Here is a 14810-nt window from a genome sequence, read left to right on the forward strand (position 1 = left end):
AGGGATTACCTTTCCTGTGTCGATGTGAGAGAGGCGGACGCGGCAAGCGATTTGACCTCGGTCGAGGCGATCACCTCGCGGGTATTCGCAAATTGCTCGTGGTTCTGCGCCACGCGGCTAAGGTCATAGAGATAGTTGACCATGGTGCCGCCGGACTGTGCCCGCCCCTTGTCCGAAATATCGGCATCGCCATGAACCGCGTGAATCAGCGCACCGTTGCCAAGATGGAACCGCGCCACCGGGTCGAACGGCATGTTGCCCCGGCCCTTCGCGTTCAGTAGGTAATGCGCCGCCAGCCCCTTCATCTGATCGGGCTTTTCGATGTCCCATTCAATTTTTTCCTGCGTCAGCCATTGGCTCAGGCCAGGAATGGGCGACAGAGTGACAAAGGTCTTCAGCCCCGACAATTCTGCCGCCAGATCCGAGGCCACCTGCTTTATCAGCGAGTTGCCGAACGAGATGCTGGCCAACCCGGCCTGACAATTCGAGATCGAGTAGAACACAGCCGTATCCGCCTGATCCTGCGGCAGCGGATCGCGGTCTTCGGCAAGCAACGCCTGAACCGAGCCCGGGATGCCTTGGTTCAGAGCCACTTCGACAAAGATCAATGGCTCATCGGGCATTGCGGGGTGGAAGAAGGCGAAACAGCGCCGGTCGGTTGGCTCGAGCCTGCGGCGCAGATCATCCCAGCTGTCGATGGCGTGGACCGCCTCATAAGCGATGATCTTTTCCAAAATATGCGCCGGGCTTTCCCAGTTGATCGGGCGCAGCACCAGAAAGCCACGGTTGAACCAGCTGGCGAATAGATGCCTGAAATCCAGATCCAGCGCCTGCAACTCGGGCTCCTTGCCGCCCAACCGCAGCAGGTCGGCGCGCATCTGAACCAGCGCGCCGGTGGCACCGGGCACCCGGTTCAATCGGCGGATCAATTCCTGCCGGGCCGGTTCCACCGCAGCTGCGAAGCTGCGATAGGTGGCTTTCGAGGGATCGCGTTCGTATTCATCCAATGACGAGCGCACCGCCTCGGGGTCGATATTCATGGCCGAGGCGATATAGCGGAAGAACTCCAGCTTTTCGTCATCACCCAGAGTGTCGAACCGGGTCAGGATTTCCTCAGCCAGCGCCAGCCCCGAGGTCTCGCCCGCTGACCCAACTAGCGCATCGGCCAACTCGGTCAGCGGGCGACCATCGAGTGCCGCAGCGCCCGAGCGGCGATAGCGCCGCTCGAAGACGGTGGACAGAAGATCCGCCAGCAGGGTCATACCGCCGCTCCCATCACCTGGTCAGGTAGCCAGGTGGCCAGACCCGGGAACAGGCAGAGCAGGACAATTGCGATCACCATGCAGGCCACGAAGGGGAGAGAGCCTGTCAGGATGGTCTTCAGCGAGATGTCGGGCGCGATGCCGTTGATCACATAGAGGTTCAGGCCGACAGGGGGCGAGATCAGGCCAATCTCCATGTTGATAGTCAGTACAACCGCAAACCAGATCGGATCAAAGCCAGCTGTGGTGATGATCGGCAGCAAAATCGGTGCCGCCATCAGGATTACAGCCACGGGCGGCAGGAAGAACCCGGCGATTAGCAGGAAAACATTGACCGCACCCATCAAAACCCAACGGTTCACATCCAGCGTACCGATCCATTCGGCAATCGCCTGCGTGATGAACAGCGAGCTGAGCATGTACGAGAACACACCGGCAGCGGCGATGATGAAAAGGATCATCACGCTTTCCTTGGTGCTGTCGCGCAGAACGACCCAGATGTCCTTGGGGTTCCACAGCTTGTATATGACCATCGCGATCAGCAGGCAGAGCAGGGCACCAACGGCAGCGGTTTCCGAGGGCGTGGCGATACCGCCATACATTGCGTAAAGCACGCCCAGAATGATGCCGAGGAAGGGTAGAACCCGCGGCAGGATCTCGAAACGCTCACGCCAGGTGTAGCTACCAGACCCCAAACGGGTGGCGTCACCGGATTTCCAGGTCGAATAAAGCGACCAGGCCATGAACAGACCTACCAGCATCAGGCCGGGGATCACGCCGGCCAAAAACAGGCGACCAATCGAGGTCTCGGTGGCGATGCCGTAGACGATCATGGTGACCGACGGCGGGATCAAGATGCCAAGCGTACCACCTGCAGCGATGGAACCTGCGGCAACGCCGTCGGGATAGCCGCGCTTGCGCATCTCGGGGATGCCCATCTTACCAATTGCGGCACAAGTCGCGGGTGACGATCCGGACATGGCTGCGAACAAAGCGCAGGCGCCAAGGTTGGATACGACCAACCCTCCGGGTACACGGGTCAGCCAGCGTTCCAAGGCTTCATAGAGGTCAGCTCCGGCCCTCGTCGACGCAATGGACGCCCCCATGATGATGAACATCGGGATCGACAGAAGGGCAAAGTTATCCAGCTTTCCGAACAGAATCTCAGGCATCAGTTCCAGCGAGCGCGGACCGTCGAAGACAATCAGAAACCCGGCTGAAACGATCAGCAAACCGATGGCGACCGACACGCCCGAAAACAGAACAAGGATGGTGGCGATGGCGACAATGGCGCCGAGCAGAAGGGGATCCATCGGCTTTACTCCAGACCAAAGGGTTTATCGATACCAAGCAGGACGGCGACGAGGTCAGCGATTAGCTGAAGCAGCAGCAGTCCAAAGCCGACCGGGATAGACAGGTAGGGAATCCACAGCCGCACACCCCATACGGTGTCGGATTTCCAGCCACGCTCCCATGCGAAGTGCCAATACTCGTAGCCGTAGAACAGCATGACCGAGACGATGGCGATGGACAGGGCCGAGGTCAGGATCGCCATAAAATAGCGGGGGCGCGGGGCCAGCGAAATCGGGATCAGATCGACATTCACATGACCACGGAGGCGCTGAACATAAGGTAGACCTACGAGGGTGGCGGCGATGACGAGGTAGATGACCGCTTCGGTTTGCCAGATGGTCGAACCATTCAGGACAAAGCGCACTACGATCATTTGGCAGGTGATGGCGACGGCGGCAACGATCATAGCCGCAGAACACCATCCGGCCAGAGTTGAAAGCGCAGCGACAAGGCGTAGGAAAGGATTGTTCCCGGTATGGGAAGCAACGGCAGAGCTATGGCCAGCCATTTGCGTCTCCTAGTGATTGAGATGCAATTAAGTCTGAAGATCAGAACTGAGATCAGTGCCGGGCGGCAGCGGGGCCGCCCGGGCGAGAGAGGGTCACTCGACCGCCAGAGCCTTGTCCAGCAACTCCTGACCGTCCGGCACTTCTTCTACGAACGCCTTATAGGATGTTTCCTGTGCAAGAGCGCGCCATGCTTCAAAGTCTTCCGCGCTCATTTCAGCGATCTCGACGCCCGCTTCGGCGAAGACTTTGGCTGAGTTTGCGTCCTGCTTCTTGGCTTCTTCAAGATAGTAGGTCTGTGCCTTTTCAGACGCGGCCAGCAATGCAGCTTGCTGATCTTCATTCAGCCCGTCGAAGGTGGATTTGTTCATCAGCAGTGGTTGATACATGAACCACAGCGCAACGTCGCCCGCTGGCGTATAGCAGCTGACCTGTTCGTAGATGCGATAACTGACAAATGACGATGACGAAGTGTTGGCCGCCTGCAAAACGCCAGTCTGCATCGCGTTGTAGATTTCCGATGATGCCATGGAGGCGATCGAGGCATCGGCCCCGGCCAGCATCTGCTCAAAGGATTTACCTGCCGCACGCGTCTGCAAGCCTGCGATGTCTTCGGGCTTGGTGATGCACTTGTCCTTCCCGGCAAAACCACCAGCCAGATAGCCATGGACCAGAACCATCACGTCATCCTCGGCCATCTTCTCTTCCAACGCCTCCATGAAGGGAGATTCGGAAAGACGCGCTGCGTGATCGTGGTTTTTCACCAGACCGGGCATCAAAGTCAGGTTATAGGCGGGCTGCTGACCACCGGCATAGCTGAGCGGCAGAACGGTCATGTCCAGCTGACCTCGGCTGAGCGGCTTGTATTGCTCGCGCGGTTTGAACAGCGATTTTGAACCGAAAATCTTGATCTCCAGATCGACATCGGCGGCTGCGACCTCATCGGCCACGATCTGTGCGACCTGGTGACGGATGTCCTTGTTGGACCACTGGTGCGACAGGCGCAGCTCTTTTGCGGATACAAGCGTGCCAGCAGATACAAGTGCGGCGACAGCAACGGCTGTCTTAAAAATGGTTTTCATTATTTCCTCCCTGTTTCGACCCGGCGCACCGGGGTCAGGGTATGCTTAAGTCGGTTATGTTTTTTAGTCAATGTTTTTGTATACAAGATCAATGCTCTTGAATTTTTTGCAAATTGAGTCCTATACATAATCCTATGGACTTACGACTTGCCGATAATATCGCCCAGGAACTGGAAGAGTTGATCTTTGACGGTACATTCTCAGACGGCGACCGTCTGGATGAGGTCAAATTGGCCGAACAGTTTGGAGTCTCAAGGACGCCACTTAGAGAGGCATTTCAACGACTTGCGCTGTCGGGACTGGTCGATCTCATCCCGCGTCGTGGTGCCTTTGTACGACAGCCGGGCCCGGTCGAACTGATGGAGATGTTCGAGGTCATGGCCGAGTTCGAAGCTGTCTGTGGCCGACTTGCCGCTATGCGTATTTCCGAGGAGGCCTTGAAAGACCTGACAGACGCGAACGCGAGATGTCAGCAGGCCGTCGATGCTGGTGATCCAGATACGTACTATCTCGAAAACGAACGGTTTCATCGCATAATTTACAAGCAATCCGGGAATTCGTTTCTGGAACAAGAGGCCTCCAAACTGCATCGGCGCCTCAAACCTTTCCGGCGGCAACAGCTTCGATTTCGTGGCCGTATGGCGCAGTCGATGTCCGAACATGAGGACATCGTTCGCGCTCTTGAGGACGGCTTGGCGGACGATACTGCCAATGCCCTTCGTTCCCATGTCGCAGTTCAAGGCGAGAAGTTTCATAACCTGATGGCATCGCTTAAAAACACTGCTGAGCGATAAGCGGGCGGGGGTTCACCACCTCCAGCCACGCAGCCCAATTCTATTCCAGCACGGGGAAATGCCATGTGACAGGAATGGCATCTTTCAGAACGCGGTTGTTCGCCTCACATTCAAAATATCGCATTGAGTAGCGGCACGGTTCTGGCAAAATTGCTGCGGCAGTCAAAATGGTGGGATTATCGGCTATGGAACACTCATGGATTGATAAGTTCAAAGGTCTCAGCCGCCTACCGGATACTGTGCGCAACGATCTGATCAGCGGTAGCCAGATCGTCAACGTACCCGCTGGCACCCAGATATTCGCGCCAGGCCAAACGGTTGACAATCTATTGCTTCTTTTGGAGGGAACCGTCCGGGTTCAGCAGAAATCTGAGACCGGGCGCGAGGTGTTCCTCTACCGTGTTCATGCCGGTGAAAGCTGCGTGCTGACCACGGCGTGTATGCTGGCCTTTGAAGACTATTCCGCCGACGGCATAGCCGAGACAGACGTTTCAGCGGTGGCTATCCCGCGCCAAACGTTCGACGATCTGGTTGCGAAATCCCCTGTGTTTCGAGAGTTCGTCTTTACAGCTTACTCTCGCCGGATCACCGATCTCTTTACTTTGATCGACGATATCGTGTTCAAGCGTATGGACGTACGACTGGCTTCTCGGCTGCTAGAGCTGGCGGGGGCAGGCGAGACCGTACACGCAACGCATGCTGTGCTTAGTACAGAGCTGGGCACGGCGCGCGAAGTGATCTCGCGGACCTTGGCGGAATTCCAACGCCGTGGCTGGGTAGAACAGTCGCGTGGCGAAGTCTGCTTGAGCGACCGTGAGGGGCTGGAACGCTTGGCAAGATCGGCGACGCCCGAGGTCTAAATCAAACTTTGCGTTTGCTTTGGCAGTTTGGTGACCATGTCACCAAAGCTGTGAGCCGCGCTGTGCAATTGTCATTTCATCGATTCCCGATGGAGAGTGACATGACAACAAATATGGGCAAACTTGACCGCGCGTTGCGCATTCTGATTGCTGCGATGCTTTTATTTTTGGCTGTGGGCACGAGTGTGCTGGGGGGCGGATTCCTCTTCTGGCTGGCGCTGATCGTGGCGGGTGTGTTCACCCTGACGGCCTTTGTCGGCAACTGCCCGCTTTACCGCATCATTGGCCTCAAGACCTGTCAGAACTGCTGATGATCGAGACGGCATTTACCCCTTGGGCGTCGCTGGCTGGCGGCGTTCTGATTGGAGTGGCCTCGGTCCTGCTGATGTTGCTGATGGGACGCGTGATGGGCGTAACCGGAGTTTTGGCCGGGCTGTTGCGGCCTACATCGTCCGGTGATTTTGCCTGGCGTGCAGCGTTGCTGGCAGGCATGGCAACCGGACCCTTGGTGGTATGGTCGATGTCTGGGCAGATGCCTCAGGTGCAGGTGCCGGTCCCAACGGCTGCGTTTGTTCTGGGCGGTGTGATTGTCGGTGTCGGCGTGACGCTGGGCGGAGGCTGCACCTCGGGCCACGGTGTGTGTGGAATGGCAAGGCTAAGCGTTCGCTCGATCGCAGCCACAACAACGTTCATGCTGTTTGCCTTTGCCACCGTTTTCGTCACACGCCACGTTTTCGGAGGATAAAGCGTGAAACTCATTGCAACCTATCTGATCGGTCTGGTCTTCGGTGTCGGCATCTCGCTTTCCGGCATGGCGAATCCAGCGAAGGTGCTGAATTTCTTCGACCTGTTCGGAAACTGGGACCCGTCCCTGATCTTTGTCATGGGTGGTGCGCTGACAACCACCTTTGTCGGCTACAAGATGGTCTTCGGCCGCGCCGCACCCGTGCTTGAACCTGCGTTTCATTTGCCATCGGCGCGAAAGATCGACGCCAAGCTCGTCGGTGGGTCGGCCTTGTTCGGCATCGGTTGGGGCATCGCCGGATTCTGCCCGGGTGGCGCATTGCCCGCACTGGGCACGGGCCGATGGGAGGTCTTTGCCTTCGTCGGCGCCTTGGTTGCGGGCATTGCCCTCGCCAAAGGCCTGCAGGCGGCGCTGGCTCCTGATTTGCAAACACGTACCTGAATGAAAACCCGGAGGAGACAAGATATGGCCACTTACCCCGTAAACATGGCGATCAAACCAGACGTATTTGCGTTCTTTGACGCTGCAACGAACACGATCAGCTACATCGTGAAAGACCCGGACTCGAGCTCTTGCGCAATCGTCGACAGTGTCATGGATATCGACTATGCGGCCGGTCGCATCACCTTTGATCACGCGGATGAGCTGATCCGGACTGTGATCGACAAGGGCCTGCAGCTGGAGTGGATTATCGAAACCCATGTGCATGCCGATCATCTGTCCGCAGCGCCTTATATTCAGGAAAAACTTGGGGGCAAGATCGGGGTTGGCTCCAAGATCACCGTGGTGCAGGACACGTTCGGCAAGGTCTTCAACGAAGGAACCGAGTTTCAACGTGACGGCTCGCAATTCGATGCGCTTTTCGAGGATGGCGACACCTATATGATTGGGAACATGCAGGCCTTCGCCATGTACACGCCCGGACATACGCCAGCCTGCATGGTTCATGTCATGGGTGACGCGGCCTTTGTCGGTGATACGCTGTTCATGCCCGATGGCGGCTCTGCCCGGGCCGATTTTCCGGGCGGCGACGCGGGCGTTCTATATGACTCGATCCAGAAAGTCCTGGCATTGCCGGATGAAACGCGTCTGTTCATGTGCCACGACTATGGGCCAAACGGGCGCGATATTGCCTGGGAAACCAGCGTAGCCGAGGAAAAGACCCACAATATCCATGTTGGTGGTGGCAAGACAAAAGAAGAATTCGTCAAGTTCCGCACCGAACGTGATGCAACACTGGCGATGCCAAACCTCATTATTCCTTCACTACAGGTCAACATGAGAGCAGGCGAGGTGCCCAAGGATCCCGACGGCAACCCGATGCTCAAAGTACCGGTAAATACGCTGTAACCGGCGAGAGGGAGAACAAAGATGGAGTTTCGCACGATATCACCCAAATTCACCGTCAGCCCTCAGATCTCGGTTGAGGATGTCGGGACAATCGCTGCGCAGGGTTTCCGCGCGATCATTTGTAACCGGCCCAATGGCGAAGGGGCGGATCAGCCCTCGTTCAAGGAAATCGCCGCCGCAGCCAAGGCCGCAGGGATCGAGGCTCGCTATGTTCCCGTACAATCCGGCATGGTGAAAGATCAGGATGTCGAGGCGTTTGGCGCAGCGCTTGAGGACCTGCAACGCCCGGTGTTTGCCTATTGTCGCACCGGGACACGCTCGGCGATGCTGTGGTCGTTTCACGAGGCTATAAAACGGCCGATTGCCGAAATCCTGACAGCCACCAAGGCAGCGGGCTACGACATGAACGGCGTGGCCCGCCGGATCGCAAATGGCGGCAAGACCCCAACAGATACGGGCGACGCCCATTTTCAGGTTGTTATTGTCGGCGCGGGGGCAGGGGGGATCTCGGTCGCAGCCAGTCTGAAATCGCGGCAACCCGATCTGGAAATTGCCGTCATTGATCCAGCAGATGTTCACTACTATCAGCCCGGTTGGACCATGGTGGGTGGCGGTATCTTTGATGCCCAGACGACGGCCAAGACCATGGGCAGTCTGATTCCCAAAGGCGTGCATTGGATCAAGGCGGCCGTCGCCGCGTTTAAGCCGGAAAGCAACGCCGTCGTTTTGGATGGTTGCCGAGTGGTGAAATACGACCGACTTGTCGTCTGCCCGGGTCTGAAGCTGGATTGGGGCAAGGTCGAGGGGTTGGAGGAAACTCTTGGTCGCAACGGCGTAACCTCGAACTATCGCTATGATCTTGCCCCATGTACGTGGCAGTTGGTGCGAGAGATGCAAAAGGGCAGAGCAATTTTTACCCAGCCTCCGATGCCAATCAAATGTGCCGGTGCGCCGCAAAAGGCCATGTACCTATCCGGCGACGCGTGGTCTCGGCGGGGCGTACTGAGCGACATTGACATCCAGTTCATGAACGCCGGTGGAGTGCTGTTTGGCGTCAAAGACTACGTCCCGGCGCTGGAACGCTATGTAGAAAAATACGACGCTTCGTTGAACTTTTTCTACAACCTCGTTGCCATCGACGGGCCTGCAAAGACGGCGGTGTTCGAGGTGACCCAACCAGATAGTGAACAGCGCAGGGTTGAAGTGGGATTCGACATGATCCATGTCTGCCCACCGCAGACCGCTCCGGATTTTGTGCGGGTGTCACCGCTTGCGGATGCGGCTGGGTGGGTCGATGTCGATCAGGCCACGCTAAGGCACAAGAGCTTTGACAATATCTGGTCCCTGGGCGATGTGATGAATGCGCCGAATGCCAAAACAGCGGCGGCAGCACGCAAGCAGGCGCCCACTGTGGCGGAAAACATCGTGGCTGACATCGCAGGTCGGTCTGCTACGGCGCAATATGACGGCTATGGCTCGTGCCCGCTGACCGTCGAACGCGGCAAGATCGTCTTGGCAGAGTTCGGCTATGGTGGAGCGCTCAAGCCCAGTTTTCCGCGATTTCTGTTAGATGGCACTAAACCCAGTCGTTTGGCGTGGTTTCTGAAGGAAAGCGTGCTGCCGCCGATCTATTGGAAGGCAATGCTGCGTGGCAAGGAATGGATGGCGCATCCGGAAAAACTGAACGTGGCCCCGGAATAGCCCTGCGCATCGGAAGACCTCAGATGATCAACCATCTTAGCCGATTTGTCCCCATTCTCGATTGGGGCCGGAACTATACGCGCGGCGCATTTTCCAACGACCTGATTGCGGCCTTGATCGTGACGATCATGCTGATCCCGCAATCGCTTGCCTACGCTCTGTTGGCAGGATTGCCGCCCGAGGCCGGCATATACGCGTCGATTGTTCCGATTGTGCTTTATGCGATCTTCGGGACAAGCCGCGCGCTGGCCGTCGGACCGGTGGCGGTCGTGTCGCTTTTGACCGCCACCGCGATCGGGCAGGTGGCCGAGCAGGGCACTGCAGGCTATGCCGTCGCAGCCCTGACTCTGGCCTTTCTGTCTGGCGCGTTTCTGGTGCTGATGGGCGTGATGCGGTTGGGGTTCATGGCCAATTTCCTCAGCCATCCGGTGATTGCCGGGTTTATCACCGCCTCTGGCGTTTTGATTGCAACCAGTCAGCTCAGGCACATTCTGGGTGTCGATGTGCATGGGCACACACTGCCTGAAATGGTCGGATCAATCCTTGCCCATTTACCCGAAACAAATTGGGTGACGCTGGCAATCGGCAGCCTTGCCACCGGCTTTTTGTTCTGGGTGCGCAAACACCTCAAACACTTTCTTGGGCTCTTGGGGGCAGGGCCGGTTCTTGCCGACATTCTGACGAAAGCCGGGCCTGTCGCCACCGTGGTTGCTACAACTGTTACTGTCTGGGCTTTGGGTCTGAATGCTCAAGGGGTCCAGATTGTAGGTACGGTGCCACAGGGCTTGCCTCCATTCACAATGCCCGACCTTTCCTTAAATCTTGTAGAAGAGCTGATTGCTCCGGCGATCCTGATTTCGATCATCGGATTTGTCGAAAGTGTCTCGGTCGCGCAGACACTGGCCGCAAAGAAACGCCAGCGGATTGATCCGGATCAGGAGTTGATCGGTTTGGGCGTGGCCAATCTGGGGGCAGCGTTTACAGGGGGCTATCCGGTTACGGGTGGGTTTGCGCGTTCGGTCGTCAATTTTGATGCCGGAGCCGAAACACCGGCTGCTGGAGCATTCACTGCTGTTGGTCTTGCTATTGCCGCCTTTGCGCTGACCCCTTTAGTTTACTTCCTGCCCAAGGCCACTTTGGCAGCAACGATCATCGTTGCCGTACTCAGCCTTGTAGATTTTTCAGTTCTGAAAAAGACATGGGTCTATTCTCGCGCCGATTTTGTTGCAGTCGCCGCTACCATTGGCCTTACGTTGGGGTTGGGGGTCGAGGTGGGGGTCGCCTCGGGCGTGGTAACCTCGATCCTACTGCATCTTTACAAGACTTCGCGCCCGCATGTGGCCGAGGTCGGGCTCGTGCCCGGCTCGCAGCATTTCCGCAACATTCTACGTCACGAGGTTGAAACGATCTCGTCCATAGTGACGTTACGCGTGGATGAAAGCCTGTATTTCGTCAACGCACGATTTCTGGAAGATCTGATCCAGCACCGTGTGCCTGAAGGAGGTAGCGTCAGTCATGTGATCTTGATGTTTACTGCGGTAAACGAAGTTGACTATTCCGCATTGGAAAGCCTTGAGGCGATCAACCAAATTTTATCAGATATGGGAGTCGGCCTGCATCTGTCCGAGGTCAAGGGGCCAGTTATGGACAGGCTGAAGCGATCTCATTTCCTTGAACATTTGAACGGTCGGGTATTTCTGTCGCAATATGAGGCTTGGATCACGTTCGGCGCGCATGACAATGTTGTTGAGACAGTCCGAAACCGCTCGACGCTTTAGATTTGTCAGGCTTAACTTCCGATTGAAGTGCGGCGCTTGAGCCCTGTATATCGAGTGATAAATGGCAGTAACGAATCCTCTGACGGGGGTGTCTCCGCTCAACATACAGTAGGCGTATTCCCATATCCTTTTTGAAAAGGACAACCGTTCGTCAGTTCCTCCAAAAGTTCTCTTGCGACGAAACCTGCCTTTGGCATCTGTAGAACGGCCGTTTCGGTCAGGGTAACAAATATCTCAAGTGTAAACATCCGTCCAATATGCAATCTTCTAGCCAAGACTAGTGAAACCGCGACTTGTGTGTATCCTGAAAGAGTGCGGATTTTTTATCATAATCATAACTATGCGATGTAATTATCGAAATTATGCCTTTTGTCGGAGTACGTAGTCAATGGGACCGAATTAATGAGACACATCACCCATTGAATTCGACACCTTAAGATACTTGCGCTTATTTAATGTTTCGATGGTTCAAGCGTTTCAAGTCTACATCAAAAGAAACGCCAGTGAGCCTCTTCGCAACCCGGAAACCGGCGCAGTTTGTTTTACTTGAGTTTAGTTGATCAGCAGAATGCCCTGCCCCTGCACTCAGCCCAAAGCGGCCGATTGCGTCAGCCGCATCGAAGGACTGCTTCGAGCCTATAGCGACCGATGCTGCGGTCGCTAACAACGTCAGCGATGCGCAGAAAGCAGACTTTGCAAAGTCTCGCCACGGCATCAAAACGGACGCTTATCGCTGTCTCGGATGTTGCGGGATAGATTCCCAAAAGCGGTCATTGATCTTTTGTGCCGCCTACCCAAGCCGCCTTCGCGTTTGGATTGCAGAGCAACAGCGTTATCTCAACTTGTCGGGTTCTAAGCCAGACAGGCTCGATTTCTCTGTTGCCCTCCACCGCATCAAGGCTTGTATCGTGCGTACTCGAAGTCCATATACACAAGGCTTACGTTTTTCTTTTTCGACCTGCTGTCTCCCCAATTCGGCGTTCAGTCTTTCGATTCAGACCGACCACGCCGAGTCGCCGCAATGATGCGGGCGGCAAGTATTGGGAGACCTCCACCATGGCAAATGGCACAGTAAAATGGTTCAACTCGACCAAAGGTTTTGGCTTTATCGAGCCTGAAGACGGCAAGCGCGACGTATTCGTGCATATTTCAGCACTTGAACGTTCCGGCATCAGCGAATTGAAGGATGGCCAAAAGGTTACCTTCGACGTTGAAGCGGGCCGTGACGGACGCGACAGCGCCGCCAATCTGGCACTCGCCTGATCTTTTAAGGGCACCCCTTTTCGGGTGCCCTTTTGAACAATGGGCTACTATAAGCCGGTGGAGAACAAGTAACTTGCAACCTAAAGACTGGACGCGGGTGCTCGCGCAATACCGTGTGCCCGATGCGAAGCGCAGTGTTTTTGAACTTGCGGTCACTGTTGTTCCCTTATTCGCGCTATGGGCCCTAGCGTGGTTTGCGTTATCTTATAGTGTCTGGATCGCAATATTGCTGGCTGTCCTGAATGCCGCATTTCTGGTCCGTATCTTCATCATTATGCATGATTGTGGTCATGGATCTTTCTTCAGAAACCGCACCGTATGCAATTGGACTGGCCGGGTTCTAGGTGTTCTTGCCCTGACACCCTATGACGTTTGGCGGCAAAGCCATGCGATTCACCACGCCTCAACCGGTAACCTTGATCGGCGTGGCATGGGTGATATCCCTACATTGACCACTGAAGAATACCTGAAGCGGAAGTGGTTCGGGCGTGCCGCTTATCGTCTAACCCGGAATCCCATCTTCCTGTTCGGTGTTGCGCCGATCTATACGTTCTTTCTTCAAAACCGTTTACCTTTTGGTTTCATGCGGTCGGGCTGGCTGTACTGGGCAAGTGCGATGGGAACAAACGTCGCGATTGCAGGGTTATTTGCTCTGGTTTTATGGGTCGGAGGCTTTGAAGTGTTGGCGTATGTTTTCCTGCCGACCATGATTATCGCATCATCGATTGGTATTTGGCTTTTCTATATTCAACACCAGTTTGAACACACGACCTGGGAACGGGAAGAAGGGTGGAACCTTCAGAACGCCGCATTCTATGGAAGTTCTCATTATGCCCTACCAGGCATCCTGCGTTGGTTCTCTGCCAATATCGGCGTTCACCATGTTCACCACCTTGCCAGCCGCATACCGTTTTACCGGCTAAACGAAGTTTTGCGTGACCATTCTGCGTTAGAAAATTGCCAGCGTATTACTCTATATGAGAGCTTTCATTGTGCACGATTGCATCTTTGGGATGAAAGAAGTCAACGTCTGCTGACATTTTCCGAGGCTTTGTCGAACGCCAATTCCAATAGGCATTTAGTGTAGTCTGGCGCGTACCAGATAGGCTTCGACCGTATCACCGCCCAGGGCGCGAATGGCCTCTAGTCGGTGAAGGCCTTCAATCAGCACGAACCTCTTGTTGTCCGAGCGTATCTGAATCGGGGTCTTCTGGCCGTTCTTCAGGATATCTTCGGCCAACGTCAGAACTTTTTGTTGATCAAGCGTTTTCGCCCGTTTCACAGGTACATAGATCAGGTCGAGCGGATATGGTCTTTTCTCCAACATAAGCTATGTGAGCAACCTTTCGTGCATTTGTTCCGGTTCAAAGTTCGCTACAAGAGCTGGGTCTGGAATGTACGTCATAGAACCGAACGAACAGCATCGCGCAGTTCCTGATGCATAATCCAGATTGCTGGCTCATCTTCACTTTCGATGCGAGAAAATGCCAAAACCTGCGCGGCGCCATCATTCTGTGCCGATCCAGCTTCGGGAAGTTCGAGTTCCAGATATTCTGCGATCAATAGTCCGACTTTCTTGAAAACTTTGATGGACGCCTCGCGCGATTTGTAACCGGCTGCCTGAGACAAGTGACCAATGGTCAGACCTTCCTTGCCTGCGATTGTAAGTGCTTTGAGCATTGTAACCTGCGCAGGGGTGAGCCTGATCTGGCGCAATGCCTCGACGTATTCTCTTTTACTGGGAACAAGGGTGCCGGAGTTTCCCTCAAATCGGCGTTGACCGCTACGCTTCCTGTCTCGTTCTTCGAGAATTTCTTTCAAGGCTTCAATGGCCAATGCCGGTGTTTCACCAACTGCATCAGCAATCATTGCCTGCGTTTTAGCTGGTGGCTTGGGGAAGGCGCGCGCAACGCTGTTACCGCTCAGAATACCAGCCTTAATCAAGTACTTCCCGAACTCTTCTTCAATCACACCAGATACGTCAGCGTTCTGCGTTTTACGAACACTGCGGTCCTGAAATGCTCTTTGGTCCAGACCGCGAGCTGACGTCTTTGAAGCCGGAAGGGTTACTTGAGGGACATTTTTACGCATCAGAGAAACACCACTACAACTATCG

The 14810-nt window shown here is 55.4% G+C and carries 16 protein-coding genes; 10 read left to right on the forward strand and 6 right to left on the reverse strand.

Annotation, left to right across the window (positions count from 1 at the left end; translation table 11 throughout):
• Nucleotides 1-5: 5 nt before the first annotated feature.
• The 4 genes from ACR3FB_RS18460 to dctP form a co-directional block, all read right to left on the reverse strand.
• Nucleotides 6-1262 (reverse strand): malonyl-CoA decarboxylase, encoded by a 1257-nt coding sequence (locus ACR3FB_RS18460; protein WP_480566568.1) that lies wholly within the window; start codon nt 1260-1262, stop codon nt 6-8.
• A complete protein-coding gene (locus ACR3FB_RS18465; protein WP_480566570.1) occupies nt 1259-2575 on the reverse strand; it encodes a TRAP transporter large permease in 1317 nt (438 codons plus the stop codon). Before ACR3FB_RS18465 ends, ACR3FB_RS18460 begins: the two co-directional genes overlap by 4 nt.
• A gap of 5 nt (nt 2576-2580) precedes the next feature.
• Nucleotides 2581-3123, reverse strand: coding sequence for a TRAP transporter small permease (locus tag ACR3FB_RS18470; RefSeq protein WP_170378218.1), 543 nt, complete (start codon nt 3121-3123; stop codon nt 2581-2583).
• A gap of 93 nt (nt 3124-3216) precedes the next feature.
• Nucleotides 3217-4203, reverse strand: coding sequence for a TRAP transporter substrate-binding protein DctP (dctP, locus tag ACR3FB_RS18475; protein ID WP_170467593.1), 987 nt, complete (start codon nt 4201-4203; stop codon nt 3217-3219).
• A 134-nt stretch (nt 4204-4337) separates the two neighbouring features.
• Here dctP and ACR3FB_RS18480 point away from each other — a divergent pair, with 134 nt between their 5' ends.
• From ACR3FB_RS18480 to ACR3FB_RS18525, 10 genes are all read left to right on the forward strand, one after another.
• Entirely contained in the window at nt 4338-4997 is a 660-nt protein-coding gene (locus ACR3FB_RS18480; protein ID WP_170668152.1) for a GntR family transcriptional regulator, read from the forward strand.
• 185 nt (nt 4998-5182) lie between these two features.
• Nucleotides 5183-5857 carry a Crp/Fnr family transcriptional regulator gene (locus ACR3FB_RS18485; protein WP_480566572.1) on the forward strand — a complete coding sequence of 225 codons (675 nt, stop codon included), beginning with the start codon at nt 5183-5185 and terminating at the stop codon, nt 5855-5857.
• A 113-nt stretch (nt 5858-5970) separates the two neighbouring features.
• Nucleotides 5971-6168, forward strand: coding sequence for a YgaP family membrane protein (locus tag ACR3FB_RS18490; protein WP_480566574.1), 198 nt, complete (start codon nt 5971-5973; stop codon nt 6166-6168).
• Nucleotides 6168-6602 carry a YeeE/YedE family protein gene (locus ACR3FB_RS18495; RefSeq protein WP_480566576.1) on the forward strand — a complete coding sequence of 145 codons (435 nt, stop codon included), beginning with the start codon at nt 6168-6170 and terminating at the stop codon, nt 6600-6602. Before ACR3FB_RS18490 ends, ACR3FB_RS18495 begins: the two co-directional genes overlap by 1 nt.
• 3 nt (nt 6603-6605) lie before the next feature.
• On the forward strand, nt 6606-7043 hold the full coding sequence (locus tag ACR3FB_RS18500) for a DUF6691 family protein (protein WP_480566578.1): 438 nt from the start codon (nt 6606-6608) through the stop codon (nt 7041-7043).
• A 24-nt stretch (nt 7044-7067) separates the two neighbouring features.
• Complete coding sequence (locus tag ACR3FB_RS18505) at nt 7068-7952, forward strand: MBL fold metallo-hydrolase (protein ID WP_480566580.1); 885 nt, start codon at nt 7068-7070, stop codon at nt 7950-7952.
• Nucleotides 7953-7973: 21 nt separating this feature from the next.
• Nucleotides 7974-9653 carry a bifunctional protein tyrosine phosphatase family protein/NAD(P)/FAD-dependent oxidoreductase gene (locus tag ACR3FB_RS18510; protein ID WP_480566582.1) on the forward strand — a complete coding sequence of 560 codons (1680 nt, stop codon included), beginning with the start codon at nt 7974-7976 and terminating at the stop codon, nt 9651-9653.
• A 23-nt stretch (nt 9654-9676) separates the two neighbouring features.
• Nucleotides 9677-11431, forward strand: coding sequence for a SulP family inorganic anion transporter (locus ACR3FB_RS18515; RefSeq protein ID WP_480566584.1), 1755 nt, complete (start codon nt 9677-9679; stop codon nt 11429-11431).
• A gap of 1056 nt (nt 11432-12487) precedes the next feature.
• Entirely contained in the window at nt 12488-12694 is a 207-nt protein-coding gene (locus ACR3FB_RS18520; RefSeq protein WP_170430361.1) for a cold-shock protein, read from the forward strand.
• 73 nt (nt 12695-12767) lie between these two features.
• Nucleotides 12768-13781 (forward strand): fatty acid desaturase, encoded by a 1014-nt coding sequence (locus ACR3FB_RS18525; protein WP_480566586.1) that lies wholly within the window; start codon nt 12768-12770, stop codon nt 13779-13781.
• Here the strand turns inward: ACR3FB_RS18525 and ACR3FB_RS18530 are convergent.
• Nucleotides 13773-14021, reverse strand: a complete 249-nt coding sequence (locus tag ACR3FB_RS18530) for a ParB N-terminal domain-containing protein (protein WP_039524390.1) — start codon at nt 14019-14021, stop codon at nt 13773-13775. The two genes, ACR3FB_RS18525 and ACR3FB_RS18530, sit on opposite strands and share 9 nt — an antisense overlap.
• Nucleotides 14022-14095: 74 nt before the next feature.
• Nucleotides 14096-14785, reverse strand: a complete 690-nt coding sequence (locus ACR3FB_RS18535) for a hypothetical protein (RefSeq protein ID WP_480566588.1) — start codon at nt 14783-14785, stop codon at nt 14096-14098.
• Nucleotides 14786-14810 lie beyond the last annotated feature (25 nt).

This window comes from Ruegeria sp. AO1 (assembly GCF_056535985.1).